General features: G+C 57.7%; 20 protein-coding genes and 2 pseudogenes. 9 read left to right on the forward strand and 13 right to left on the reverse strand.

Translation table 11 applies throughout. The annotated features are described in order from the left end of the window. Positions 1–57 precede the first annotated feature (57 nt). The 4 genes from DM374_RS15320 to DM374_RS15335 all read right to left on the reverse strand — a co-directional run bounded on the left by DM374_RS15320 (position 58) and on the right by DM374_RS15335 (position 4,830). The gene (locus DM374_RS15320) at positions 58–1,683 is read right to left on the reverse strand and encodes a methyl-accepting chemotaxis protein (RefSeq protein ID WP_110970619.1); all 1,626 of its coding nucleotides are present in this window, start codon (positions 1,681–1,683) and stop codon (positions 58–60) included. Between the two features lie 225 nt (positions 1,684–1,908). Then, the gene (locus DM374_RS15325) at positions 1,909–3,204 is read right to left on the reverse strand and encodes an NAD(P)/FAD-dependent oxidoreductase (RefSeq protein WP_110970620.1); all 1,296 of its coding nucleotides are present in this window, start codon (positions 3,202–3,204) and stop codon (positions 1,909–1,911) included. Between the two features lie 30 nt (positions 3,205–3,234). Next, positions 3,235–3,657, reverse strand: a complete 423-nt coding sequence (locus tag DM374_RS15330; RefSeq protein WP_110970621.1) for a RidA family protein — start codon at positions 3,655–3,657, stop codon at positions 3,235–3,237. Positions 3,658–3,690: 33 nt separating this feature from the next. Beyond that, positions 3,691–4,830 carry a tyramine oxidase subunit B gene (locus DM374_RS15335; protein WP_110970622.1) on the reverse strand — a complete coding sequence of 380 codons (1,140 nt, stop codon included), beginning with the start codon at positions 4,828–4,830 and terminating at the stop codon, positions 3,691–3,693. A gap of 523 nt (positions 4,831–5,353) precedes the next feature. Here DM374_RS15335 and DM374_RS33155 point away from each other — a divergent pair. The 3 genes from DM374_RS33155 to DM374_RS15345 all read left to right on the forward strand — a co-directional run bounded on the left by DM374_RS33155 (position 5,354) and on the right by DM374_RS15345 (position 7,942). After that, positions 5,354–5,635: a hypothetical protein gene (locus DM374_RS33155; RefSeq protein ID WP_157969700.1), complete on the forward strand. Its 282-nt coding sequence runs from the start codon at positions 5,354–5,356 to the stop codon at positions 5,633–5,635. A 71-nt stretch (positions 5,636–5,706) separates the two neighbouring features. Then, the gene (locus DM374_RS15340; RefSeq protein WP_110970623.1) at positions 5,707–7,413 is read left to right on the forward strand and encodes a carboxylesterase/lipase family protein; all 1,707 of its coding nucleotides are present in this window, start codon (positions 5,707–5,709) and stop codon (positions 7,411–7,413) included. 142 nt (positions 7,414–7,555) lie between these two features. Then, a complete protein-coding gene (locus tag DM374_RS15345) occupies positions 7,556–7,942 on the forward strand; it encodes a GFA family protein (RefSeq protein WP_110970624.1) in 387 nt (128 codons plus the stop codon). Between the two features lie 148 nt (positions 7,943–8,090). Here the strand turns inward: DM374_RS15345 and DM374_RS33160 are convergent, their stop codons facing one another. The 5 genes from DM374_RS33160 to DM374_RS15370 form a co-directional block, all read right to left on the reverse strand. After that, entirely contained in the window at positions 8,091–9,353 is a 1,263-nt protein-coding gene (locus DM374_RS33160) for a hypothetical protein (protein ID WP_157969701.1), read from the reverse strand. Further along, the gene (locus DM374_RS15355) at positions 9,350–10,093 is read right to left on the reverse strand and encodes a fimbrial biogenesis chaperone (protein WP_110970626.1); all 744 of its coding nucleotides are present in this window, start codon (positions 10,091–10,093) and stop codon (positions 9,350–9,352) included. The genes DM374_RS33160 and DM374_RS15355 overlap by 4 nt, the downstream gene beginning before the upstream one ends. A gap of 105 nt (positions 10,094–10,198) precedes the next feature. Then, a complete protein-coding gene (locus DM374_RS15360; protein ID WP_110970627.1) occupies positions 10,199–12,709 on the reverse strand; it encodes a TcfC E-set like domain-containing protein in 2,511 nt (836 codons plus the stop codon). Between the two features lie 139 nt (positions 12,710–12,848). Continuing rightward, positions 12,849–13,343, reverse strand: coding sequence for a CS1 type fimbrial major subunit (locus DM374_RS15365; RefSeq protein ID WP_110970628.1), 495 nt, complete (start codon positions 13,341–13,343; stop codon positions 12,849–12,851). 200 nt (positions 13,344–13,543) lie between these two features. Beyond that, on the reverse strand, positions 13,544–15,925 hold the full coding sequence (locus DM374_RS15370) for an ATP-binding protein (protein ID WP_110970629.1): 2,382 nt from the start codon (positions 15,923–15,925) through the stop codon (positions 13,544–13,546). 688 nt (positions 15,926–16,613) lie between these two features. Between DM374_RS15370 and DM374_RS15375 the strand changes: the two genes are divergently transcribed. Both DM374_RS15375 and DM374_RS15380 read left to right on the forward strand, forming a co-directional pair. Beyond that, positions 16,614–17,273, forward strand: coding sequence for a response regulator transcription factor (locus DM374_RS15375; RefSeq protein WP_110970663.1), 660 nt, complete (start codon positions 16,614–16,616; stop codon positions 17,271–17,273). A gap of 211 nt (positions 17,274–17,484) precedes the next feature. Next, positions 17,485–17,610, forward strand: a pseudogene (locus tag DM374_RS15380) (IS630 family transposase); the annotation flags it as partial. 37 nt (positions 17,611–17,647) lie between these two features. On the opposite strand, the pseudogene DM374_RS15385 reads toward DM374_RS15380, so the two are convergent. Next, positions 17,648–17,963, reverse strand: a pseudogene (locus DM374_RS15385) (site-specific integrase); the annotation flags it as partial. Positions 17,964–18,308: 345 nt separating this feature from the next. After that, complete coding sequence (locus tag DM374_RS33165) at positions 18,309–18,836, reverse strand: hypothetical protein (RefSeq protein ID WP_157969702.1); 528 nt, start codon at positions 18,834–18,836, stop codon at positions 18,309–18,311. Positions 18,837–19,371: 535 nt separating this feature from the next. Here DM374_RS33165 and DM374_RS15395 point away from each other — a divergent pair. From DM374_RS15395 to DM374_RS15410, 4 genes are all read left to right on the forward strand, one after another. Further along, complete coding sequence (locus DM374_RS15395; protein ID WP_110970631.1) at positions 19,372–19,941, forward strand: hypothetical protein; 570 nt, start codon at positions 19,372–19,374, stop codon at positions 19,939–19,941. Between the two features lie 10 nt (positions 19,942–19,951). Then, a complete protein-coding gene (locus DM374_RS15400; RefSeq protein WP_110970632.1) occupies positions 19,952–21,634 on the forward strand; it encodes a hypothetical protein in 1,683 nt (560 codons plus the stop codon). Between the two features lie 13 nt (positions 21,635–21,647). Then, positions 21,648–22,097 carry a GNAT family N-acetyltransferase gene (locus DM374_RS15405; protein WP_110970633.1) on the forward strand — a complete coding sequence of 150 codons (450 nt, stop codon included), beginning with the start codon at positions 21,648–21,650 and terminating at the stop codon, positions 22,095–22,097. A 150-nt stretch (positions 22,098–22,247) separates the two neighbouring features. Beyond that, positions 22,248–23,807, forward strand: coding sequence for a sensor domain-containing diguanylate cyclase (locus tag DM374_RS15410; protein ID WP_110970634.1), 1,560 nt, complete (start codon positions 22,248–22,250; stop codon positions 23,805–23,807). On the opposite strand, the gene DM374_RS15415 is transcribed toward DM374_RS15410, so the two are convergent. Continuing rightward, positions 23,780–24,220: an SRPBCC family protein gene (locus DM374_RS15415; RefSeq protein ID WP_157969703.1), complete on the reverse strand. Its 441-nt coding sequence runs from the start codon at positions 24,218–24,220 to the stop codon at positions 23,780–23,782. The genes DM374_RS15410 and DM374_RS15415 overlap by 28 nt on opposite strands. 203 nt (positions 24,221–24,423) lie before the next feature. Next, complete coding sequence (locus tag DM374_RS15420; protein WP_110970636.1) at positions 24,424–25,836, reverse strand: amino acid permease; 1,413 nt, start codon at positions 25,834–25,836, stop codon at positions 24,424–24,426. Positions 25,837–25,901 lie beyond the last annotated feature (65 nt).

Here is a 25,901-nt window from a genome sequence, read left to right on the forward strand (position 1 = left end):
CGATGGTATTGATTGCAAACGGCTATTACCAGCACGGCGCCCTGATTTTCAGCGTCCTCAGACCTTGAACTGCGCCACCATCCCGTTCAGCTCCACCGCCAGGCGCGACAGGTCCTGTGCGGCGGCGCTGGTCTGGTTGGCGCCGGCGGAGGTTTGCATCGACAGGTCGCGGATGTTGACCAGGTTGCGGTCCACCTCGCGGGCCACTTGGGCCTGCTGTTCCGACGCGCTGGCGATCACCAGGTTGCGCTGGTTGATCGCGGCAATGGCTTCGGCGATCAGTTCCAGCGCCTGGCCTGCGGACTCGGCTACATCCAGGGTGCCGGCGGCGCGGCCCTGGCTGCTGTGCATGGCGGTGACCGCACGCTCGGTGCCGGATTGGATCTGGCCAATCATCTGTTCGATTTCGCCAGTGGACTGCTGGGTGCGGTGGGCGAGGGCACGGACTTCGTCGGCGACCACGGCGAAACCACGCCCGGCCTCGCCGGCGCGGGCGGCTTCGATAGCGGCGTTGAGGGCCAGCAAGTTGGTTTGCCCGGCGATCGAGCCGATCACGTCGAGCACCCGGCTGATTTCATTGGCGCTGGCTGCCAGTTGTTCGATATCGCCTGCGGTGCTGGTGACTTCACCGACCAGCGCCTGGATGGACTGCAGCGCCTGATTGACCCGGTCGCGGCCATCGCGGGTGGTCTGGTCGGCACCTTTGGAGGCATCGGCGGTGCTGACCGCGTTGTTCGCCACTTCTTCCACAGCGGCGGTCATCTGGTTGACCGCGGTGGCGGCCTGTTCGATTTCCGCGCTCTGCTGTTGCAGGCCGCGGCTGGTGTCCTCGGTAACCGAGTGCAGTTCTTCCGAGGCCGAGGCCAGTTGGTCGGACGAGGCGCTGATCCGCGCCAGTGTCGAGCGCAGGTTGCTCTGCATCCGGGCCAGGGCGCCAAGCAGCAGCGCCGGTTCGTCCTGGCCTTCGACCTTGATCGTCTGGGTCAGGTCGCCGGTGGCGACTCTATCGGCGACCGCCAACGCCTCCGCCAGCGGCACGACGATGCTGCGGGTGAGCAGGGTGGCGATGGCGACCAGCCCGATCATGATCAGCACCAGCGCAACGATGATCAGCAAGAAGGATTCCTGGGAGGCATCGGCACTGCGTTGCGAGGCCTTTTCGGCGCCGTCGGCGTTGTATTTGACCAGTGTGCGCAGCGTGCTCTGCATGGCGTCGGCGGCATCGCTCAGCGGACCGCTGACCAGTTGCCGGGCGTTGTCGAGGCGGTTGTTCCGTACCGCCTCGACAACGCTGGCCTGGATGCCGAAATAGCGGTCGCGAGCGTTGACGAACGTGACGAACAGGGCGCGATCCTCGGGTTCGATGATGGTGCTCTCGTAGAAGTCCAGGTTCTTCTGTAAGCCCCGGTTGACCTCCTCTGCTCGGTGCAGGGTGGCTTCGCGGACCTCGGGCTGCTCTTCGAGCAAGCTGCGCATGGTGATGGCCCGCGAGCGGTTGACGTCGGTGCCGATTTCGCCCAGGGAGATCACCGCGGGCAACCAGGTCACCCGGATTTCAGCCGAGGCGCGGTCCATCTGGCGGGTCTCGTAGAGCGATATCAGGCCGAGTGCCAAGACCAGAAGGCCGAGCAGGGTGAACAAGCTGGCGGCCCGTTTGCCGATTTTCATGTGGCGGAACTGCATGGGGACTCCTTGGGAAAAACAGGCAGCCAGAAAGCGGCTGCCAGGACAGCCAACGTCGGCCCCAGGGTGGCGGCCGATGCGTTGACGCCTTTGTTCGATGATGTCAGTTAGACATCGTTCCCCGCAGAGTACCCCGTATTCGTGAAGAGTTGTTTCAAACCAGTGATTCGTTTCAGCCCCTTACGCCAGAGCCTTAGCCGACACCCTTAGCCGCGTCCGTGTGCCTCAGGCCAGGCGCTCGAAACGGTACGGAGCGGGATCGATGATCGGGGTTTCCCCCGACATCAGGTCCGCTGCCAATTGCCCGGCTGCCGGCGAGGTGCCGAAACCGTGGCCGGAAAAACCGGTGGCCAGGGTCAGGCCGGGAATGCTCGACAGCGGGCCGATCACCGGGTTGGAGTCGGGCGTGACGTCGATGGTCCCGGCCCAGGCATCGGCGATCTGCGCCTGTTCGAATACAGGCCAGGCGGCGCGCAGGTTGCGCAGCGCATCGTCGTTGAGGCCGTGGTTGGCGGGCGGGTCCTGGACGCGGACCTTTTCGAACGGGCTGACGCTGTCGGCCTGCCAGCGGCGGGCCAGCGTCAGGTCGTTGAAGAAGTATTTGCCGAAGGAAATCTTCAGGAAATCGCGTTGCGCTTTCAGTTGCGGCAGGTAGCGGCGCCCCAGCAGCAGGTGGTCGAGGGTCAGGAAGGCGTCCAGCTTGCCGCGCTGGGTGATGATGAAGCCGCCATCCTGGTGTTTGCGGAAGGAGAAGTCCGGCGCGCCGACGGCGATGTCGGTCGGGCCGTCCATGGGTTTGGTGCGCAGTACCGAGCAGGTCAGCGGCAGGGTCGGCAGGTTGACGCCGAGGTTGCCGAGGAACTTGCGTGACCACAGGCCGCCGGCCAGTAGCACCTGTTCGCAGCGGATTTCGCCGCGCTCGGTCATTACGCCGCTGACGCGACCGGCGCTGGTCAGCAAGGTGCGCACCGCGCAGTGTTCGATGATGACCGCGCCCTTGGCCATCGCTGCTTTAGCGATTGCGCTGGAAGCCAGGGTCGGCTCGGCGCGGGCGTCCGACGGGGTGAAGATGCCGCCCGCCCAGTTGGCCTGGCCGCCGGGCACCAGCTCGCTGATTTCCCGGTTGCTGAGCAAGCGGGTATCCAGCGACAGGTGCTCGACGCTCTTGAGCCAGTTCTGGTGCATGTTCATCTGGGTTTCATTGCGGGCGATGAACATGATCCCGGCCTGGCGGTAGCCGACGTCGGCGCCCACCCGTTCCGGCATCTGTGCCCACAGTCGATCCGCGGCCAGGGCCAGGGGAATGTCGTCGGCATGGCGGCTGGTCTTGCGGACCCAGCCGAGGTTGCGCGACGACTGCTCGCCGGCGATCCGGCCTTTTTCGATCACCACCACGGGGATCTTGCGCTCGGCAAGGGCCAGGGCGGCGGTCAGGCCGATGATGCCAGCGCCGATGATCACCACGGTGGTGGCGGGCGGCAGCGTGTTGCTGGTCTGTACGGGATCGATGGTGGGCGACATGGCGGGCTCTATGAATGAAGGTTCAGCGGATTACTGGCCGAGGTTGATCTGTACGACTTCGGCTTTCGACGCGCCGCGGTAGGCGGTGACTTCCAGCTCCACCTTGTAGACCGTCGAGCCCAGCGGCGGGCAGGTTGCGGTGCAGGCCGGGTCGATGCCGCGGAACTTGGTGCCGATGAAGTCCATGACCTTCGGCACGTCGGCCGGGTCCTGGATGAACACGCGGGAGCAGACCACGTCGGCCAGGCTGGCATCGACGGCGGCCAGAGCGCGTTCGATGTTGTTGAACACCTGTTCGGCCTGCTCGATCACGTCTTCCGGGATCAGCTTGGTGTCGGGATTGCGGCCAGCGGTGTTGGACACATAGATCCAGTTGTCCACGGCGACCAGCCGCGAGTAGCTGGCTTTTTCTTCGAAAATGGAGCCGCTTTTGACCTTGACGATCTTCGTCATGGGGAATTCCTCGTGTGGGTTCGAATGGTGGGTTCAGCTAAGGACAGGGGTGTCCCAGAGATTGAGTTTCACGCCGATGCCCAGCTCGACCGCCTTGCGGTACACCACGGTGCCCCAGGCCAGGTCTTCGACCGGCATGCCGCCGACCGACATCAGGATGATTTCCTCATCGTTCAGGCGACCCGGCGCATCACCGGCGATGATCTTGCCGATGTCTTCCAGTTGCTCGGGCTGCAGGCTGCCTTCGGCGATCATGTCCATGAAGCGCACACCCACCAGCGGCACGCAGTTGTGCGCGGGCTTGGGCAGCTCTTCGAACCAGGCGTTGTACATGCCGGTGTTGTCGAGCACCTTGCGGATATCGTCCTGCTCCATGCCGGCGTCGATGCTGCACGGTGCCGGCATCGCCAGGAACGCGCCGGGCTTGACCCATTCGCGGCGCACCAGCGGGTAGGTGCTCGGGTCGCCGACTTCACCGGTGCTGCAGTAGGTGATCAGGTCGGAATCGCGCACCACTTCTTCCAGGGTGTCGACGGTGCGGATGTTAGTGATCTGCGGGTAGGTTTCTTTCACCCAACTGATGAAGCTGTCGAGGCTGCGCTGGCCGCGTCCTTTGATCTTCAGGGTATCCACCAGCGGGCAGACGGCCATGAACGCGGCGACGGTGGTCTTGCCCATTACGCCTGGGCCGAGCAGGCCGATGACTTTCGAGTCCTTGCGCGCCAGATGACGGGCACCGACACCGGGAATGGCGCCGGTGCGGTAGGCCGAGAGCAGGTTGGCCGACATGTGCGCGAGTGGCGCGCCGGTGTCGGGGTCGTTGAGGGTAAACATCAGGATCGAGCGTGGCAGGCCTTTGTCGCGGTTGGCGATGTTGGAGCCGTACCACTTGGCGCCGGCGGTGCGGAAGTTACCGCCCAGGTAGGCGGGCATGGCCATCATGCGGCGGTCGGCGGTGGGTTTGGGCATGTCCGGGAACGGCGAGGTTTCCGGGAAGGTGATCATCGCGCCGTGAGAATCGTTGTTCGGCCCGGCCATGCGGTAGTCGCCCTGGTACAGCAACCCGAACATTTCTTCCATGGTGTCGACACAGGCTGGCATGTCGGTCACGCCGGCGCGGATCATGTCTTGTTCGGAGAGGTAGATGAAGTCGATTCTGGTGTCGGTGGTCATGGTTGTCTCGAGGCGCTTCAGGTGGGCTTGTGCAGAAAAAGCAGTCGGACAAGTTTTGCTAACGAGCGGTAGGCTGTCTTGAGCCTGAGCGCCAGAGGGTTTGACTGTGCGTGACATGGGGGGCTGGAGTAGGTGCGGGAGGTTTGCCGCGCTCTGGGTTCGGGGCTGATCAAACCCTGTGGGAGCTGGCATGTATGAGCATTTAAATCAATATTGCCAGGGGTGGTTTTAAGGAGGCGTTGAAGTGTGACGGTCGTGAATTAAGGACACTACTAAGTGAATGCTGCATCCGCAGCTTAACTGTAACGCCTGACTGCATGTCTGGTTGCCTGAACTGCAATGAATGAGCGTCCGGCTCTACTAGGCTCTGTATGAAAAGCCTAGACCTCCTCAGTGCTTTTAGGATTGCTCTTATTTTTTTTTGTAAGCCCCACTGGCAGATTGCAGGCGCTTTTCATTTTTCCACTACAACCCATCCCTGGGGGCGAGGGTTTGAGTGGAAAGTCAGGAGGTGGTGGCAGGCATGTTAAAACTCATAATAGTAGCGCTTTTGCTTTTTGTCCCGGCTGCGTACGCGACACAATCGACCGCGACAAGAACCAGCCCTTCCGGCGAAGGTGGAAATATAACAGCGGCTTCAAATAAAAACGATGCATGGAGTGCATCAGTAGTGGTGATCGATGGGTATAGCTATATAGAAGACTGCGTTGTCAATATGTCGAAAGTTACAAAGGAACAACCCGTGCCGAAATCCATAGGTAAAGCGTGCGCGCGCATACGCATTGATATTCCAGGCGAGCCTTGAGAGTTGTTCTCGGTATATGCACTAGCTCCGCAAACAATGAACTGAACTCATCTCAACAGGGGAAACAAGTCATGTCCTCGATTTTTTGGGCGGCGGTAGGGGTTTTCACGCTGCCTCTGGTCTTATCGCTGGTTGGGTGCAGCGAGGAAACCTCGTCTGCTTCGCAAACCGCAGCCCCATCGCCCACTCAGCGAACCACCAGCGCCGGCATCGTCAACGGTCTCGATCATAGTGCCAGCACAGGTGTCTACGCCTGGCTGGGTATTCCATATGCACAGTCACCGGTGGGTGCACTACGCTGGATGCCGCCCGTCGACCCTACGCCGTGGACCGGCGTACGCGCCGTGCAAAAGTTCGGGCACTCGTGTGCGCAAAGCGGTTTGTACTTCAGCCCCGCGCCGAATGACGCACCTTATGGTCTCGTAGTGCGGGATGGTTTCGGCAAACCGGTGGGCAACGAAGACTGCCTGACACTGAACATATGGAGCCCGGCGGAGGCGAGCGGACCGCTTCCCGTGATTTTTTTTATTCACGGCGGTAGCAATGTCTCCGGATATTCCGCGGATCCCGTCTACGACGGGCAAGTGCTTGCGAAGAAAGCCAATGCAATAGTTGTCACGATCAATTACCGCCTGGGAATTCTCGGTTGGCTCGATTTGCCGCAACTCAAGATAGGTAACGCAGCGGCGGACTCCGGCAACTTTGCGTTGCTCGATCAGCAGCAGGCGCTAAAGTTCGTTAAAAACAACATCGCAGCGTTCGGTGGCGACCCAAACAACGTCACGCTGATGGGGCAATCCGCTGGTGCAGTGAATGTGTGGGCACTGCTTGTTTCACCCCTGTCGAACGGACTGTTTCAGAAGGCCGTACCGTTGAGCGGCGGCCTCTTGAACGCTTCTCGGACAGACGCGCAGACCTACTCGCGGACGTTACTGACGGCGATCGCCATTTCCGGCGGCAAAGCGATGGATGCCACGTCCGCACAAGCCTGGCTCGACTCGCAATCGAGCGCGCAGGTTGCCGAGTACCTGCGAGGTATTCCGGCCGAGCAGCTTCTCAAGGTACTGATTGCGAATCCGCAACTGGGCACCGTGCGCTCGGCAATCGAGGACGGCAATGTCCTGCCAGTGAACTCGATTGCCGCGCTCGCGGCAGGGCAGTACCAGAAGGTGCCTGTGCTCGCCGGTATTACAAAGGACGAAGGCACACTGTTCGGCATGCTGTTCGGTGAAAGTTCCGGCAGTGGTATTTCGGGTTACAAACCAAATGACTTTGATCGATTCGGCATGCAGTTCAATTTCGATCCAAATGCGGCTGGCACGCTAACCGAAGCCGACTTGATCAGCGCTCCGTACCTGCCGGTGACGGCACTGCCACACGGATGGAATGCAATGGCTGCGCTTGTCACTAGCCTCTTCGATCGTGCGGGGACAGTACCGCTCATTTCACTGGCCGCGCAGCAACCGGACAAGGTCTGGTATTACCGCTTCGACTGGAGCCAGGCGCCAACACCGTTCAACAAGGTGTACGGCGCAACACATGCGCTGGACCTGCCGTTTATCTTTGGCAACTTTGGTGCGAACACTTTCTCTTTTGCGTACAGCAATGCGAACAAAACAGGACGTGAAGCATTATCGAATGCGATGATCGCAAGCCTTGCCGTCTTTGCGAAGACCGGCAACCCGAACACCCCAGCGCTCGGCACTACCTGGGCGAATTACCCGCGCAAGGTAGTGCTGGATGCGACGCCAACACAACTGCGCATTAGTGAGCAGTAGGCAGTTTGATCTGCTGAGCGGCATGGCAATGCCTGTGATCAGGCACGCATTGCGGTAGGCAGCGCCGGGATGCAAGCCACGTCGCCTGGTGGAGCAACTCAATACCATGAGGTCGACATAGCCCATGACAAGGATTGGCTCTATGAAAAAACCTGTTCACACAGGTGGCTGCTTGTGTGGTCGTATTCGCTTCAGGGCAAAGGGTGAACCGCGGTTTCCGCATACCTGCTCCTGCAGCATGTGCCAACGGCACTCGGGCAGTTTGACGCTGTGCTGGGTAGAGTTCGACAAGGCGGACGTGGAGTGGGTGGGCGAAGGGGGTGAACCGGCACTGTATCGCTCCTCGCCCGAGTCCAGCCGTGCGTTTTGCCCCACCTGCGGCAGCAGCCTCGGCGCCATCGACGATGCGCCCACCGTCGGCCTCCTTCCGGGCTGTTTCGATGCCAAGGGCGATAAGGGATTGCAACCGACCTCCCATTCGTTCACCTCGTCGCGCCCACACTGGTGGAAGATCAACCCGCAACCCTGAGTCGATAGCGAGTTGTCAGAGACCCGGCACAAGGAGGGTGCATGGCTCCGATACCCATCATCAATTCGAAGCCGCAAGCTCAACAATTCCGGAGTACTCCTATAAAGGAGGAGGGTGGTCTATTACTTAAGTGTGTTGTCAGATGCTCTTATATTTCAGCATCCCATATCACGGTGACATTACCTGAGTACTTTTTGCCTGCGTGGTCGATCATCCGCTTTACATTATCCTGGCTAACCTCGAAATGCAGAGCAGCATTACCCTTGTTAACGTAATAGTTGGGTATGAAGAAACTGGGGTCGGTACTGAGCGGAAGACGGTTGACCGGCATTCGGTTGCTATCTGCTAGCCCTGGCGGCAGTGTAATGCCGGTTTCTACCGGGACGAGATGGCCCTTACTGTTCTGAATAGCGCACTGATTCCCGACCGAGTACTGGCATTGAAGCTGCATTTTGAATGGGCCGGATGACCATATCTGGAAGTTTTGATTGGCAAACAGCTTTTCAGGGCGACGACCACGGTTCAGCCATTGTTGCCAACCGCCAGAGGGAACCAGTGTCAGGCGTTCTGAACCTGGAGGGAAACGAACATCCAGAATATATTTAACTGAGAGAGTAAAGTTAAGGGTGAGCGAATTATCTGACGGCAGCAGTACGTCACCAAAATCAAAATCCCCACCTGGCCCAATGGTGTAGTTCAATTTTCCTACGTAAGTCCCCTCGGGCATCTCCAATGGTTTAGGGGTTTTCAATTCGTACATTATATTGATATCACGGAAGTAAAAATCAGGTATATCAAATAGTGCCGTTTTGCCACAGATGCCGTTAGTGGGGGTTTGCCAGAAAAAAGTATACCAATCCGCAGTAGTCAGCCCCATTCCTGAGTAGCGACAGGGTGATGGGGCATAAACCCAATCGTGTCCTGACCAAAGTGCGGTGTGAGCGACCGTCACATTTTCATTTCTCCCGGTTATGGATGGAGCTGTGGGATCTATCTGATAGGTGGCTCCCACCCCGGTTATTCTGATTGCCGCCGTTTCTAACTTTCCTTTGGAGCTAATGACTTCAAATGTCCGCCACTCGGCAGGAACCTTCAACATTGCCCCCTGACGCAGGTTGGTTTGACCAGCCTTGATAGGTCGAGCGTCGGTTCTAAGGCCTGGGATGATTAAGCTAAAAGTGTCGGACTCACAACGCAAATAACTGTTCGCGCAATAACCGGAATTCGGAGTGGTGTTCTTGAATGCATTAAAATTTGGGTTGCGGGCGTCCGGCTTGAACTCGGCTGTAATGTTGAGATCGACCGCAAATGAAAAACTTGAAGCGAGCAGGGTAGTGGATGCTAACAAGCATTTTAAGCACATGCTCTTTAAATTTTTGGCGCGCGCCATGCGTTCTTTATTGGTGGTCATGACTTTACACTTAGTTCCTTGATGGCACTGCCTTCGAGCAGTTTGAACTGATAAATACGCCCAGGCTCTTTGACGAATTTAAAAAATGTTCCGGGCCGCACGTGAAGCTTTCTAGTGTCTGCGCAGTCATTTGCCTTTTGAATCGAGCAATCCTTGAATTCGTCCAGTATCACGGTGCTATTGCCTGTGTTCTCTACTCGGTATTCAATCGGATCGTTCTGGATTTTCGTGTCGAAGCGGGTATTTTTCGGCCGAACAAAGAAGGCCGCTCCATAACCGGCCATGATGTTGACGCCGGCCGACATCGTTTCTTTGTAAGCTTCTCGCTCTACTTCAGAGACATTGAACTGGTCAGCTTTCTCCGGAACTACGGGGATGAACCGTACGCGGTAGTAACGTTCACGTTCGCGGTCCCCCAGGTAAAGCATGCGTGTCGCCTGCATGCCTTTGGCAGGGATGATCAACCGGGCAGGGCTGGCCACCAGCCCCTTGCGCTGTGAAGCATCTGTGCCCTGCGAGTCAAGTGGTGTTTCCGTGGCCTTTCCTGTCGCATCGAACGTCATTTCAAGAATACTGACTCGAACAAAAGCCGTGGTGGCACCACTGTTGTAGATGCGCTTCAAATAAGTGCTTTTGTCACCGTCCATATAGTCGTAGATGATACCAATGTTAATGCTGGGGCCGGCGTGAGCGACGCTTGCGCACAGGCCAAAGATCACTGCGAATATCAATCTGTTCATGGGAGAGTCCTGGTCAAGGACATCGCTCGCTTGAGAAACATCGCATGACGGTTATGTGAGTTATAAAGTTGCCTGTTACCTTGAGGGGGGCGTGGTACCTATTCCTCAGTCTTTGGCCAACAGTTTTGCCGCACCGCTTTCGATGCAGTTCAGATCACCGGCCATCAGCACATCGCCTTCGATCGGTAGGGTGTTCAGGTCAAGTGCAAACCGGCAGACGACTTGCTCATCGCGAATCACTTCAAGCGTTGGTGTGCTGGCGCTCAGCTCTATGGAGAAGAAACCGTCCACTTCGGTGACACCACGACTGGCGTGGTTCACCACATGGTGGCCTTTCATAGGTTGCCCTTGAGCATCGACCAATCGTCCGAAGATGGTCTGGGTTTTCACAATGCGCACTTTCTGGTACGTCACACCGCCCTTGTTCAAATGGTAACTAGCACGTGTGGGCTGGATAGCTGCTGATGGCGCATCGGTGCCTTGAAAATCGAACTGCACGTTGCCGGCTTTGTACGCTGCGACCGGTATCACATTGCGGCCAGGCTTGAGTACGGCGCTGGTGCCACTCAGGTCATCGGCGCGCAGGTGGATGGCATCGAAGTCGGATTCAATGTCGACGATCATGCCGGCTTCAGTGCCGAGATGCTGCCCCGTCACAGCGACCTGACTGCCGCCGACTATCAGGTTGCTGTTCAGGTTCATGCTGGCGTACAGATTCTGGTTGTACGACGAACGCTGCAACTGAACATCACCTGTCGCCGCATCGGTTTCAAACAGTGCCGACCCGGTCAGTCCAATTCCGTAGGTGTCGCTCTGTACGGCGGCATTAACGCTGCGCAGTGGCCCGGACTCGATGTCTTGCTGGTAGCCCAGGCTGGCATTGCGATCCGCTCGACCGTCGCGCGAGGTACGAGAGCCGACACTGGCTGTGACGCGTTTGCTGTCGCGTCCCAGGGCCATACTTAGACTCAGATCGACGCCTCGGTTGCGTTCGTTGCCGCTGCTGGCGGAGGCTGGGCGGTCAAATACGGACAAGCGCCAGTTGGTGTCATGTCCAAACAGCTTGGCGTTGCGCATCCAGCCGAGGTTCAGCCCGATGCCTTCGATTTGTCCTTTGCTATGAGAGAGGCGAGCAGTGAGGCTGTTATACGAGTCCAAGCGATGGCTAACGCTCAGTGAGGAGTCGCTGACATTGCCGTTGTAGGGTCGGCGCTGTCTTGCACGGCTACCGTCCAGCAGCGTTTCCCAGGTATCACGGTTATCCAGCCAGCTGCGATTGTGGCTCAGGATCACGCTACCCGATCCGTAGTTATGCAGGGCTTGGACATCCATGCCGACACCACGACTCTGGGCGTGATAGACACTGGCATACAGGCTCGACTGATTGCCCAGGCTCAAATCAACGGACGTACCCAACTGGGTTTGAGCTTTTACCTGACGTGCTGAGAGGCCGACGATGGCACGCGGATGCAGCAGATAGTTAACTGCGGCCCCTACCGTAAGATCACCATCGTCGTGATTGTCCCAACTGCTCAGCAACTGGCTTTCACCGCCCAAAAACGCGTTGTAGCGCCAGCGTTGATTCGGGTTGCTCCAGTTGTTGGGTTTGTACACCAGTTCGTTGGTGCGCGAGGTTTCAGTGCCGTCTTCGATCAGGCGCACTTCAATGTCGTAAACCCCCGAGGGCAGGGGGCGCGTATTCAGAGCTTGCAGCCCCGGCGGCACTTGCTGCGTATTGATCAAGCTTCCATTGCGGTAGATCTCCACAACCGCCTCGCGGTTGGCGGTGACATAAATCGGGTAAACCGAGGATTTTGCTCCCCCCTTGGCCAGGCTGTCGGAGCTGCCGAGCATGACACCCAGTGCCGTATCAGGCGTGTTGCCAAAGGAACGTGGTTGGCGGCTCAATCCTACGGAGTCCGGTGTGAAGTAACCGACGCGCAGGAAGTTATCCTTCCATTCTTTCTGGCTATGCAGTTCGTAGACAGCATGCCGAATAGAGTTTTCAGGACCTCCATTTTTGGTCAGTTGGCCACTGAACGTCTGGGTCCAGTGGCCCAGACTGGCGACTGCTTGCAGGTCGTAGCGCCCGGATGGGTCTTGCTCCTGTCCGCCGGAGAGGTTCAGTTGATTACGCAACAACAGGCCGCTACTGCCATCCTCTGGTTGTGCATAGTGTTCGATCAAGGAGCTATCGCGTTCGGCGTTTCTGCTCAGCACCGACAGTTCGGAGTTTTCCAGGCTGTAATAGACAGCCACCAACCTTTCGTCGCATTGCGTTTCGCACGGTCCGATGGCTACGCCTTTTTGCAGCAAGGCCTGCCAGCTATCACGCTCGGCAGCAGTGATATCACTGTCGTGGGTATCGTTGAACTCCAGCAAGGTGACGTGTTCGTCGCGAGACAATACGATCATGGCTTCGCCCAATACACGACGATCAAGCGTTACGCGTACGGCCAAGGGGACGTCGAAGAAGTGTTCATAAAACTCTTTGGGCAACCCTTCTGCCTGAGCCAGCAGGCTGAGGTGCGTTGAAGGGGCGGCAGTGGAGTAGGCGGATGACGCCATGCAGGCAACTAATGCAATCGTAGTAGGCAAGCAGGCAAGCCGAAACATAGCAAAAGACCGAATTCTGGAATAAAGGATTTCCGGCAATCAGTGAGTTATTGCCGGAAAAGGCTGAAATAGAGAGCCTGAAAGGGAATGCTAATTGACCTGCTAAAACCTGAGTTTCAGCAAGTAATAAGCCACATGGTTATGGGGTGACCACGGCGTCAAAAGAAACTTGAACGTTTCCGGTGTACTTCCCTGGCTTATAGCCGGCAGCTGGTTTGATCGGTTCAATTACCAAGCTTGTAGAACCACTTGATGCGGCGGCGGCGGCTGTTACGACTTCCTGGCTTGTAGTATTAAGCGCTACGGAGTTGAACTTGACACCAAGACTGATACTATCGCTGTCACTGGTAATCACTGGCGTCGAGAGCAGGGTTCCGCTGATTGCACCGGCCGAGTGTTTGTAGTCGAACGCCTTGATCAGCGAATTGATATTGCCGGTAGCCATATTGTAGGGCAGTACCTGGGTGTTTCCGATCCAGGTGGAGTCGGTCGGCATTACATAGAAATCCGCCTCGGGAACAGTAGTTTCCAACTGAATTGTATGGCTGACAGGATCGGCGGCTACAGCCTGAACGGAAAAAGCCACAGCAGCAAAGGCGAAAGGTGCAAGTACCGTTTTTTTCAAGAAGCTCATTTTGCGAACCTACTGAGTTTGAGTTTTGGTTTGAATTTCCAAATATCCGTGCGTAGCGACCGAGCCTTTCAGGCTTGCTGTGCAGCGAATGCTCACACTGTAGGTTCCAGTATTAATTCGTTAAATCGGAATGCTCTTAATTTCGAGGTGGGCGACAAGGGAGGGATATGTGACACCCCTGCTCAAGCAGCGCATCAATCTCATGGTGAAGTTTCATCTGATCCCGTGGATGCCCCATATTGCTCTAGCAACTGTTCCAGCCGGATCAGATCAGCCTGTGCAGCGCTGTATGGCCCGACCTTGAATCGAGCTTCCATTGATTTCGCCAACGATGCCATATCCGATTGCTCCAATACTGCGAAGGCGCCAAACAATCGGTGTGCCCTGTGCGTCGCTTCTTCCATGTCTGCCATTTCAATAGCGGCTCGTAGTGGATAGATATCGTCCCACAGGTTTGCGATAGCTGTTTGTCCATCGGTGACCAATCCAGTCTCGTCGTCGGTGTGGGCTACGGGCATGTCCGTCCATAGTTGAAGCGCATCTCTCAACTTGCCGAGCTTGATGGGCTTCTTCAACACACCATCCATGCCGGATTCGAAGCAGGCAGCGGTGTGCTCTTCATCGGTTGAGGCGGAGATGGCCACGATCGGTGTGGGCGCAAGATTGCCTGACGACTCTATCGCTCGCCACTGGCGGACCACCTCATAGCCGGAAATACCCGGGAGGTCGCAGTCCAGCAGTACGATGTCATAGGTGTTCTGACCAAGCGCGAGCAAAGCCTTGTCACCATCCGGTGCGAGTGTCGAACGACAGCCCAGAACGTTGAGCTGGGCCTGGAGGACAGCCTGATTGGCGGGCGTATCCTCAACCAACAAGACACTGAGTGCATGCTCTGTCGCGGCCACATTGCATAGTTGTCTGGACTGGGGCTGCTCTTGCAGATGTGCGGGCACAACGTAGGTAGCACAGGGTAGCCGTACTGAGGCGACAGTCCCCTTGCCAAGTTCGCTTTTCAGTTCTATCGAACCACCCATCAATTCCACCAGTTGCCGGCAGATCGTCAAGCCAAGCCCGGTGCCGCCAAACTTGCGTGCAGTACTCGCTGACGCCTGGGCGTAGGGATGGAAAAGGCGCTGGAGAGTGTCGAGGTCTATCCCGATACCCGCATCTATTATGCGAATATGCAACTGATGTTTACTTGGCGGGAGGGGGCTGCTATCTAACCGAACAGTGATCGTCACGCCACCTTCGGATGTAAACTTGAGGGCATTCGAGATGAGGTTATGCAGCACCTGCTCCACTCGAAACCTGTCTAGCATGAGGTGACACTCGATGGGATGTTCTTGTATCAGTTCCAGTTCAACCCCATTTTTTTTCTTGAGTGCCAGCAGATCTACCACGGAACGAGTCAGTTCCATGATATCAACGGGGCCCAGATCCAGTTGGAGCCGCCCGGCTTCGAGCTTGGAGATGTCGAGAACGTCATCTAACAGATACAGCAAGTTCTCTGCACCGCTGGACGCCACCGCAAGCAAACGATGAGACTCCTCTGGCAGCTCAGTACGCTGCATCAGCAACTCCATGGAGGCGAGAATGGCATTCATCGGCGAGCGTATTTCGTGGCTAAGCACGGCCAGAAACATGGTTTTCTCTTTCTCGCTGCGCATTGCCAGGCGCCGCTGCTGCCGGGCATGAATCGCAAATCCGGCGATCAACAATAGGCCACTCAAGATCAGCGCCATTTGCAGACCGTAATAACGGAACAGTACGGTTAGCGGCGGCCTGCCATAGGTGGCTGACTCAAGCTGGCTCTGGATCATTTCATCGATCTGGTCAGCGGTCAGGGACGCCAACGCCTTGTCAAGAATACGTTGCAAGATTGGCAGATCGCGTCGTACCGCCATGGAAAGCTCCATAGGCAAGCGGGCCACCCCGCCGGAGACATATAGCTCTTCATCATACTTGCGGCGCAAAAAGGGCAGCAGTGCAGGTGCAACGTCTATTGCCGCATCGGCCCGCCCTTCAATAACGGCAATTAGCGACTCTTCGGGCGTTTGTGTCCCAAGGATTTTGACATTGGGATAGAGCGCTCTGATGGCGCTCTCATATGAACTGTCCTTCTTGAGAGCGGCAATATGCCCGTCCAGTCGATGCAGGTCGAACACCGCTCGGCTATCCTTGCGCGTGACGACTATTGTTGCGCCCGTATAAAAGGCATTGGTGAAAAGGGCCGCATCGACAATCGATTGCGGCGCAAACATTTTTATGATTCCGGGAAGTACATCCACTTCACCCCGCTGAAACTTTTCTATCCTCTGCTGCCCGACTCCCGTATCGGGCACGGACTCAAAGCGGAGGCCCGTACTGTGCTCGATGAAGTCGATGTACTCGGACACCAGGCCCATGACACGACCATTCTCTACATACTGCATCGGCTTCCAGTTAGGCTCGACAGCCACCTGGACGACGGGGTGCGCGGCAATCCAGGCGCGTTCCTCCTGGGTCAGATCCAGTGTCTGGGAGAGTGCGGAGGGTAACCAGGCCAAAAAAACCATGGGGCCAAGTGCTACTCCCCAGTTCATGTTGCTATCAACAGATGCTGTGGGTGGATGATTTTCGCGCCATGGCGGAATTTTTTTGCGATTTCTCTCATCGTCACGCCTCCTGGAAAGCAGGGGATGGCTCCACGCTTCTCAATCGAAAATCTGGCGCCATCGATCAGCTTTTTGGCGGTTTCATCTCCGGTAGTAGCACACGGAAAGTCCTCACTCAAGTCACTCGATCAAGTATCGTCTGGACATCACCAGGACTTCAGAACTCGGCCAATCGCTATGGCCTTGTTTGTTGTGTGAATGGTGCCTGATCCATCTGACCACAGATGTCGGAGTACTCCTAAAAACCGTTCTATGTCTCGAGTTGCGAAACAGGCAGCCAATATCATTTTTAGGAGCAGTCCTATAGCGCGCGATGGTGTGGCATTGGTCAAATGCATGGTCCCGGCAATCATCAGGCGCCCCTCAAGTTGGAAATCCCGCCCCTTACTCCAGCGCTTACGTCCAGAGTCAGTCTGGTCGTATTAAGCAAGGCGTGCCGGTGCCGAGCACCCGTTGCCCCTTCTGGATTGGCTATGGCATACCCACTGGAACAGGATGACTTCCTCAGCCTCGCGGCGCGATAACGTTGAGAATTCTCGACCAGACGTCAGTACCGACTATTGTGATTCTTCAAGAGCTGAGCCAACTAGTCCATACCGAGTGCCGCCCGACAGATATGAAGCCTATACGCGTTGCATTACTCGACGACCATGCCGTCGTTCGTCAAGGTCTTTTCAGCCACCTGGGCAGCGTCCCCGGTCTAACGCTCGTCGGGATGTATAAAAACAGCCGAGAACTGATGCAAGGCATGCCGGCGGCACCCGCGGATGTACTTTTGATGGACTTCGTTCTCGGCCGTGACGAACTCGATGGTGTGTCGCTGATCCGTGCCTTGCGGGCACGCTTCCCCGCCTGCCGGATACTGGTACTCTCGACCCACCATGACTCGGCCACCGTGTCTCTGTCTCTACGAGTTGGCGCGCGCGGATTCATCGGCAAGGATGAGGACCTGTCGGGCCTCGCCAAGGCGATCCAGGTGGTTGCTTCCGGGGCCGTCTACCTGAGCGCAGAAGTCTCTTACAAAGTAGCCGACGCGGCCCAGCAGAGTGATGAAGCTCCCCTGCGGATCAGCGATAACGATCTGCAACTGGCGGCACTGTCTGCGCGCGAACAAGAAGTGATCCGCTGTTATCTCGACGGCATGACCATCACGGAGATTGCCGAGAAGTTCAACCGCAGCATCAAGACCATCAGCACGCAGAAAGTTACGGCGTTTCGTAAGCTAGGGATAACTTCCAACAATGGTCTGTTCAAAATAATGAAGACGCTAGAGTAGCGTGTATCGTTTTATGCATATTTGTGACTTGAAGTGAAGCATTCAGGGCTGTTTCAGCATGCGAACGAGGCGCGGGAAATCTTACTGATCGCCGCATGAGCTATTGACCCAGTTGCCGTCCACGAAACGCGATACTCGAAGCTGCCATTAATGCCGGGGAGGGCAGTTGCAAACGGAGAGCGCAGGCCTTTATGAAGTCATGAACTCCCTCGCATCATCTTGGTTGAATAAGGTTGAGCGCTTTTTCTCGACGTTGAGTGAGAAGTGGATCAAGCGCCAGGCGCACACCAGCGTGAAAGATCTGGAAGAGTCTATCGAGTATTACTTGACCACCCACTTGGTCACGGGTACGCGGATCGAGCAGCGGAAACGGTGCCGATTCGGGCGACCAGGTTGTCGGCTTGACGGCCGCTTTGGAGCCAGAGGGCGTAACCATCCAACAAAGCCAGAATCGCTTCAAAGTGGCAGGCCAAGATGGCCTCATCGATATCCAGGTCTCGGCTTTTTCGCATAGGTGTAGAACGCTTGGATCGCACGCAAATGCGCCGCAGCCGTGTTGTACGCGCGGTATCGCAATTTGAGTTGAACGTAGATGAACGGGACAAGGATGGGCAATGGTGCCGCATCTCCGGTGTGTACGAGAAGCGGCACACGCTGACCGGAAGAGAAACGGCACTGAATCAGCTTCATCTGCAACCACCTCATTCAAGGATGCGCCATGAACACAAAGGATATGGCCCGTTGAGAGAGTGTGCGTTGGAATCCGGCTTGTCTAATCAGTGAGTTACGAGGCTCATGAACATCTATAACATTACCTGTCATTTAACATAATATACATTATGCGAACCTTCGTATGGAGGATTGGGGGGCTTCCCCTCAATGCTTTTCGCCAGGTGATCAGCCCGGCCAAGCCAGATTTCTCGCATGCGAGAATCCATGGCTACCGGCAGCGTTGCTACTAGCAACACTCGACGCGCGTCAACCTGATAGGCACCTGCCGCCAGATCGCACTGCGATTTTTCTCGCGCGCGAAAATCACAAAACTGGTGGCGTGCCAGTGACAGGTTTCCGAATCATTTCCTCCAGCACCTGGTCCAGGTGCGGCCCCAGTTCAAACACCTCGCTGTAGAACGACGACAACGACTTGGCTTCGTACGTGTAGCGCGTGCCCACGAACAACTGCGAACAATCCTTGATGGAAGCTTCGAGCGGAAAGCCAGGTTTCAAACGCTCCGAGATCTCTCGCAGGCGATCGCTGAGGTCACCTGGAATTGCTTGGTACAGTGCGAGCAAGTCATGGCCGTGCCTTCTTGCAGCCTTGGACAGCAGCAAGTAGCCCTCTGGATCGAAGGCTGGCTTGGCGCTGGAGCTTTTTTTGAAAGCATTCCATGTGAAGTTTGATCCTAACAGCCCGACAGATGAATACGATCCAGCCTTCGTAGCCGCGGGCCAAGCAAGTGCGATGTTACCGTTGAAGGCAAGCTTTCTGAGGATTTCAGCTGCCTTTAAGCAGGTTCGACCCTCCTCTATAACCCTCCTGTTTGGCAGTGGTTCGTTATCCATCGTATGGCGCCATATAAATAGTCGCAGTCAAAGACTGTTGCTAGTAGCAACAGCTCACAGGCACGTAGCATAGAGGATTGAACGCTGCTACCCTGCCTTTATCATATGGATTAAAGGAATAACTATGCTAAATAGTCATTTAGTTTAGTTATATTAAGCCTCGCCCGAATCGAGCCCCCTTCACGCTCAAGTTTCCACTAGGCTCTGTATGAAAAGCCTTGATACTCGGTGATACTGCGTTGAAAACAGCCTCGGAGTGCTCATTTACAACCCGTGAACGTCGAGCGCGACCCCGGGCGTTCGTCGGCTGTTTTCGCCTTGCCTGACCTTCGTCTCAAGGCAGCCTAACTCCATCCCGGCCCGCTACACCCACACTGAACCAGTAACCACCTCCGGAACCCCGCAACTGCCCCCCCCGGAGCGCGGTAATCGCCAATCCCCTTTTCCGCAGCATCCTCTCCGACAAACAACAGTAGTGGCTTTTAAGCATCATTTTTGCTGAGATAGCGGTCTCTATTCGCTATTGGATCCAGGCATGGTCGCGCAAGTCGCTGGAAGAGTTATCTGGCTGATCGGTACAGCGGTTGCGGCATCGGCCGCTACCGCTTCGGTTATGCGCTACGTCAACCGCGGCAACGTTCAAAAGGCGAAAGACGCCGGCAAGCGCGAAGGTGAAGCGCGAGAAAAGGCGCGTCAGGAGGAGGCATTCAAGCAGTCCAGCGCCGCCACCGCCGAGATGCTCGCCCAGTTGGCTGAAAACCAGAAACTGCATCGACTGGTACTGGCATTGGTGACGGTGGGCGCTGCCTGTGCTGCAAGCCTGGGTCCGATCACTTCGCAAGACCGCCTCGATATCGAAGAGTACGTCATGGGGGTTTCCAGATCGGAGCTGCCTGACTATATCCGGACAAAAGTCGAGCACGCCTTCGCCACTCCGACTGACGTCAAGACCGCCTATGCGCTGGCTGCCAAGTACGCGACCAGCCAGGGCTGGGCACATTTCGACGAGCTTGTTCATCTGGTAGCGACATTGAAGTCGGGGGAGCCGTTCCACGGATCGGCTTCGTTCGCCTCCGAGTGGTATTACTTGCGATCCGCCGCCTGAGGACAGGGTAATGAGCGACAGTATTCAACGATTCGCCAGGCGTCAGGCGCTGCGAAACAGCAATAGCGAGCGCCCGCTCCTGGTGGCCATGCCCTCCTCCGCAGATGCTTTGCGCCTGGATGCGGCCTCCGCTGATCTGGGTTACCTGGAAAGCATGGCGATCCTGCCTCCGGTGTTGCCGGTCAAGGCCGAGGTACCGGACGTACTCGTCGATGCACGGCTCGCCGGATTGATCGACGCCTTCGACTCCCAACGGGTCGAGCGTCTTTTCGCGGAGATGCGTCAAACTTCGCTGCAGTCCATCGCCGGACCGTTTGGCGTCGGGAAAATGCTCAGTGCCTATGACAAGGCCGGAGGAACCGTCGACACCATCCATAACGCCCGTAAAGGTGTGTATGCGACCGATGCTGCGGAGCAGGTTTGTACCAAGGACGACCCATATACGGAGGCGGCAAAGGCCAGTTATCACCAAAAGAACAAGGCGTACATGAAGGCCAGCCAGGACAGCACCGATGAGCGCGTCAAAGGCAACCTGAAGGACGCTTACACCGACGAAACCATGAGTTCGCGCCGCAGCGACAGCCACAGCATGGATCACGTTATCGCTGCGGAGGAGATACACAATGACCGTGGCCGCAAACTGGCCGGTGTGGATGGCGCAACCGCAGCGAACAAGGACTCCAACCTCAAACCGACTTCGATCACGACCAACTCGGCGATGGGCAAGAAAACCGCTACCGAATACGTCGCATGGCTCGAAGAAACCAAGTCGGACCGGGCGAAGTCGCTGAAAACGCTCCGCGAACAGGAGGCATCGGGTGAACCGATGAGCCAGAAGGCCAGGCAAAAACTGGCCAAGCTGGAGGAACAGGAGAAAATCGCCGCCAATCCCGAGCTGCTGCTCGAGGCTGACCGCCAAGCTCGGGCCGAGTACGAAAAGACCGTCAACGATGCTTACTATCGCAGCCCGAAGTTCCGTCAGGACTGCCTGCGCACCAGCGCATTGGCCGGAGGGCGTATGGCGTTCCAGGCGGCCATGGGCGCTATCCTGGTCGAGCTGTTCGCGGGTATCTTCGATGAGCTGAAAGATTGGTACCGCAACGGCTCTGCTCAGGAATCCACCATTGGCACTGAACTCAAGCACCGCCTCAAGCGAGTCGGCGTTCGCGTTGCCAGGCAATGGAAAGGCGTATTGGCCGCTGCGGCTGGGGGATTCGTCAGCGGCTTTCTGGCGAACCTTGTGACGGTTCTGGTCAATGCGTTTCTGACCACCGCCAAGCGCACGATTCGAATGATCCGCGAGGGCGCGGGTTCGCTGGTCAAGGCGTGCAAGACCCTGCTTGTTCGTCCCGAAGGCATGTCGCTCGACGAAGGCCTGCACGAAGCGTCGAAGGTCCTCGTCGGTGGCGCCATCATCGTCGGTGGTGTGGTGCTGGAGGAAGCTGTCAGCAAATACCTGATGGTCGTCCCCTTCATTGCGCCTTTCGCTGACCTCGCCACGGCAGTCATCGTGGGTACGGTTACAGCGGTCACCTCGACCTTGGCGGTTTACCTGGTGGACAAAGCCGATGTGTTCGGGGTCAATCGCGCCAGAATGCTTGAACAGATCAATGTCGAACTGGACGTCACCCTGCAACGGCAACACGACCATCAGGCCGGGTTGATCCAGCAGTGGAAGGCTCTGAACATCTGATAAGGGACCGCACATGCACATCATCGAATGTACGCTTGAGCAATTGAACGATGCTGCTGTCTTGTTCAATCAATACCGGATCTTCTACGAGTTGCAGGACGATCTGGATAAGTCACGAGATTTCCTCCGGACCAATCTGGAGAACAACCGCTCGCGAATCTTCCTGGTCTTCGATGACGACGCCCAGGCCGTCGCCTTCGCCCAGCTCTATCCGGCGCTTTGCTCCCTGGCGATGAAACGCTTCTACTGGCTCTACGACCTGTTCGTCGCACCGCAGGCAAGAAAGTCCGGTCATGCCCGCCAATTGATGAACCACCTCACCACCCTGCTGACTGCCGAAGGCGCCGATCGCATCAGTCTGGACACCGCCACCTCGAACAAGGCCGCGCAGGCGCTCTACGAGTCTCTCGGTTATCAGCGGGAAGGCGTCTTCTTGACCTATCACAAATACCTTGGCACCTGAAGGCCCCTATCCAGAGCGCCCCACCCGCCTCTCCACCCCTACTGCTCCATCGGAACAGCCTGTATTCTTGCCCCAGGCCAGGAATGTGCCTTTCGCTGCGGTCGCCACGACTGCCAGCACCGGAATCCGGACTCTCCATCAGGTACTGACGTGAAGCGTGACATCCAGCTCGTTGTCCTTCTGCTTTTGCTTATCGGTTGTTCGCTGGCTTCGTTGACGCTGTGGAAGGTCATGGCCTCTCGCGAGCGAGCGCTGGCAGAAATCGATGTCCACGGTTTGAACCTGACCCAGGCGCTGGCTACCTATTCCGAAGGGATTGTGCGGCAAAGCTCGCTGCTCTTGCTCGGCCTGGTCGAGCGCCTGGAAACCGAAGGCAGCGGTCCCGCGCAGATCGCCCGGTTGAGTCAGTTGGTCGCCCGCCAGCAACCATTGATGCCGCAGTTGAGCGGCATCACCGTGTATGACCGACAGGGTCGCTGGCTGATGGCGTCCAACCGACCGACTCCCGCCGGCGCCAACAGCAGCGACCGCGCCTATTTCATCCATCACCGCGACGACCCGTCACGCGAACCCTTCATTGGCCCGCCGATCCGCAGCCGCGCCAACCAGGAATGGGTGATCACCATCAGCCGCCGCTTCAATTATGCGGACGGCAGTTTCGCTGGCGTCGTGGCGGTCACCCTGGGCATCGAGAACTTCCTGCGCCTGTTCGGCACGCTTGACCTTGGCCAGGACGGCGCGATCGGCCTGACCAATACCGACGGCACGCTGCTGGTGCGTTACCCGTTCCGCGAACAGGACATGGGCCGCAACTTTTCCAACTCGCCGATCTACGCCAAGTACCTGGTCGACAAGACGGTGGGCACCGCGTCGTTCACGTCCAGCCTGGACGGTGTCGAGCGGCTTTATGCGTTTCGCAAGAGCGACCGCTTGCCGCTGGTGACCACGGTCGCCCTCGGCAAAAATGAAGCTCTGGCCGCCTGGCGCCTCGAGGCGATGCTGTCGTTGCTGGTGGTATCCGGCCTGCTGGTGGTCATCGGTGTCATCGGCTGGTTGCTGATCCGTGATATCCGCCGGCGGATCACGGTGGAAGGCGATTTGCGGGTGGCACAACAGCAGTTGCTCGACAGCAACAAGCAACTCGAACGCCTGGCCATGGACGACGCCTTGACCGGCCTGGCCAATCGACGCTGCTTCGACCAGACCCTGGCCATGGAAATCCGCCGCGCGCAACGGGATGCGACGCCCCTGGCGCTGCTCATGCTCGATATCGATTTCTTCAAGCGCTACAACGACCGCTACGGCCATCCGGCGGGCGATGCCTGCCTGCGCGAGGTGGCCGGCGCCCTGGCCGGTTGCATCCGCCGGCCGCCAGATCTGGTGGCGCGCTACGGTGGCGAGGAAATGGCAATCATCCTGCCCAACACCGATGCCGAAGGCGCGACAGTGGTCGCGAAGCTGGTGCTGGAGGCGCTTAACCGACTGGATATCCTTCATGCAGAAAGCCCATTCGGCCACGTTACCGTGAGCATAGGTCTGGCCTGCGCGTCGGGGCCCACCCTGGAACCGCAGCAGGCCTTGGTCGATGCCGCCGACCGGGCGCTGTATGCGGCCAAGGAAGGTGGGCGCAACCGTCTGGTGGTTGCCTGCCCTCCCCTGATCAGCGCGTCAACAACGCTCAATCAGGATGCAAACAACTGCCGCAACTGATCGAGGCCGTCAGCGTAGATGCCTTCAATCACGGCCAACGCCTCTTCATCGGACGCGCCGTCCGCTACGAACTCCGCTTGCCAGGTCACCAGCGCCTGGCCGGCCGCTGCGGGCTCGACGCGCAACAACGATTGGTAATCCCGCGCCGGCAAGGGTGATTCGATGATGCCGTAGCGATACAGGCGCTGGCTATCGACGTGCTCCAGCAGCCGCTCGTGAATGGTTGCGCCGTTGCCCAGGGTCAGCAGCCGTTCGGCGCCCACCTGGTTGTTGTTGCCTGCGAGCAACTGGCTGGCGCTGACCGCCGGGTGCCAGAGGTGCAAGCCGTTGAAATTGCCAATGCGCTGCCAGACCTCGTCGGGCGTGGCATTAAGGGTGATCTGACGTAGTGCGTGCAGGGAACTCGTTGCCATGGTCGTTCGCTCCTTTGGGGCTGTTTGGCCAGCGCCAGTGTTACAGGCCCGGCGCCCTGCCCCCATTCTCCCAATGGCGCAAACGCCAGGTGCAAACCGCTACTTTGGGATAACGCCAGGCTCTTGATCCGCTCATGTTTTTTGACGTTTTTGAGCGGTGAAATGCACCGCGGCCGTCCCTCACTGGGCCGGCCGCGGTCTGATCAGCGGTGACGGGCGCGTCTGGAACAGCGCGCCTGATGCAGCATGCCCAGTAGCGCCAGGCACAACCCTGCGCCGCCAGTGGAAATCACCAGCACCTGGTAGTCAGGCATGAAGCACATGGCGCTCAGGCAGCTCACGATGAACACGATCACCGCCCAGGTCAGCCACGGAAACAGCCACATCTTCAGCGGAATGTCCTTGCCGCTCGCTTCCAGCTTGCGGCGCATCTTCAGTTGCGAACAGGCGATGACCAGGTAAACCAGCAGCGCGATGGTGCCGGTCATGTTCATCAGGGTGTCCAGCACATCCCGTGGGCGCAGTTCGTCACTGAAGTTGATTAGCGCCATCACCACCGCCACCAGACAGGAGCCGATGATCGCGTACATCGGCACGCCGGTGCCGGCTTTGGTCAGCTTGAAGAACGCCGGCGCATCGCCACGGCTGGCCAGCGAGAACAGCATCCGCGAAGCGGTGTAATGCGCCGAGATCAGGCAACTGCTGACCGAGGTGAGCACGACGAAGTTCATCAACCACTCGGCGCCCGGTACGCCCAGCAGTTCCAGGGTACGACGGTAGGAGCCGTAGCCGGATTGACCGAGCATCGGGTCATTCCACGGCACCAGGCAGACGATCAGGAAAATCGAACCGACATAGAACATGCCGACACGCCACACCACCGACTTGGTGGTCTTGATGATCTGCTGGGAAGGGTTGTTCGATTCCGACGCGGCAATCGTGGCGATTTCCGCGCCAAGGAACGCGAACATCACCCCGAGCATCGCTCCCACCACCGGTTCGAAACCGTTTGGGATGAATCCATGGGCGGTAAGATTGCTGATGCCGCTGACTTCGCCGACCGTCCAGATGTTCAGCACGGCCAGGCAACCCACCAGCAGGAAGCACACGATGGCGACCACCTTGATCAGCGCGAACCAGAACTCGAATTCACCGTAGTTCTTCACGTTGAAGAAGTTGATGCTGATCAGCAGCAACGTGGTTGCCAGGACGAAGACGTTGACACTGACTGACGGAAACCAGCCGTTGAGAATCTTGCCGGCGACATAGGCTTCCCAGGCCATGAGCGCGACCCAGTAGCCCCAATACAACCAACCGATGGTGAAACCCGCCCAACGACCGATCGCCCGATCGGCGTACGTGGAAAAGGAACCTGTGTCCGGCGAGGCCGTGGCCATTTCGCCGAGCATCCGCATGATCAACATCATGAGAATGCCACCCGTGAGGAAAGCCAGAACGGCAGCCGGACCTGCACTGTGAATCACGCTTCCGGAGCCAACGAACAATGAGCCGCCGATCACACCGGCAATGGACATCATGGTCAGATGCCGGGACTTCAGTCCCGCCTTCAGATGGCTTTCATGCTGCGACTTGGCGACAGCTACACTCGCGTCCATCTACGTTTACCTTTTTGTTTTTTTAGTAAAGGGCGTGCGAGGCCGGCATCTTCGCAAGCGCCAGC

The organism is Pseudomonas huaxiensis (assembly GCF_003231275.1).
GTDB classification, from domain to species: Bacteria; Pseudomonadota; Gammaproteobacteria; order Pseudomonadales; family Pseudomonadaceae; genus Aquipseudomonas; species Aquipseudomonas huaxiensis.

What these genes read in the sequence shown, in the direction of transcription:
- DM374_RS15320 (WP_110970619.1), bottom strand. Translation starts at nt 1,683, where the DNA reads ATGCAGTTCCGCCACATGAAAATCGGCAAACGGGCCGCCAGCTTGTTC.
- DM374_RS15325 (WP_110970620.1), bottom strand. Translation starts at nt 3,204, where the DNA reads ATGTCGCCCACCATCGATCCCGTACAGACCAGCAACACGCTGCCGCCC.
- DM374_RS15330 (WP_110970621.1), bottom strand. Translation starts at nt 3,657, where the DNA reads ATGACGAAGATCGTCAAGGTCAAAAGCGGCTCCATTTTCGAAGAAAAA.
- DM374_RS15335 (WP_110970622.1), bottom strand. Translation starts at nt 4,830, where the DNA reads ATGACCACCGACACCAGAATCGACTTCATCTACCTCTCCGAACAAGAC.
- DM374_RS33155 (WP_157969700.1), top strand. Translation starts at nt 5,354, where the DNA reads ATGTTAAAACTCATAATAGTAGCGCTTTTGCTTTTTGTCCCGGCTGCG.
- DM374_RS15340 (WP_110970623.1), top strand. Translation starts at nt 5,707, where the DNA reads ATGTCCTCGATTTTTTGGGCGGCGGTAGGGGTTTTCACGCTGCCTCTG.
- DM374_RS15345 (WP_110970624.1), top strand. Translation starts at nt 7,556, where the DNA reads ATGAAAAAACCTGTTCACACAGGTGGCTGCTTGTGTGGTCGTATTCGC.
- DM374_RS33160 (WP_157969701.1), bottom strand. Translation starts at nt 9,353, where the DNA reads ATGACCACCAATAAAGAACGCATGGCGCGCGCCAAAAATTTAAAGAGC.
- DM374_RS15355 (WP_110970626.1), bottom strand. Translation starts at nt 10,093, where the DNA reads ATGAACAGATTGATATTCGCAGTGATCTTTGGCCTGTGCGCAAGCGTC.
- DM374_RS15360 (WP_110970627.1), bottom strand. Translation starts at nt 12,709, where the DNA reads ATGTTTCGGCTTGCCTGCTTGCCTACTACGATTGCATTAGTTGCCTGC.
- DM374_RS15365 (WP_110970628.1), bottom strand. Translation starts at nt 13,343, where the DNA reads ATGAGCTTCTTGAAAAAAACGGTACTTGCACCTTTCGCCTTTGCTGCT.
- DM374_RS15370 (WP_110970629.1), bottom strand. Translation starts at nt 15,925, where the DNA reads ATGAACTGGGGAGTAGCACTTGGCCCCATGGTTTTTTTGGCCTGGTTA.
- DM374_RS15375 (WP_110970663.1), top strand. Translation starts at nt 16,614, where the DNA reads ATGAAGCCTATACGCGTTGCATTACTCGACGACCATGCCGTCGTTCGT.
- DM374_RS33165 (WP_157969702.1), bottom strand. Translation starts at nt 18,836, where the DNA reads ATGGATAACGAACCACTGCCAAACAGGAGGGTTATAGAGGAGGGTCGA.
- DM374_RS15395 (WP_110970631.1), top strand. Translation starts at nt 19,372, where the DNA reads ATGGTCGCGCAAGTCGCTGGAAGAGTTATCTGGCTGATCGGTACAGCG.
- DM374_RS15400 (WP_110970632.1), top strand. Translation starts at nt 19,952, where the DNA reads ATGAGCGACAGTATTCAACGATTCGCCAGGCGTCAGGCGCTGCGAAAC.
- DM374_RS15405 (WP_110970633.1), top strand. Translation starts at nt 21,648, where the DNA reads ATGCACATCATCGAATGTACGCTTGAGCAATTGAACGATGCTGCTGTC.
- DM374_RS15415 (WP_157969703.1), bottom strand. Translation starts at nt 24,220, where the DNA reads ATGGCAACGAGTTCCCTGCACGCACTACGTCAGATCACCCTTAATGCC.
- DM374_RS15420 (WP_110970636.1), bottom strand. Translation starts at nt 25,836, where the DNA reads ATGGACGCGAGTGTAGCTGTCGCCAAGTCGCAGCATGAAAGCCATCTG.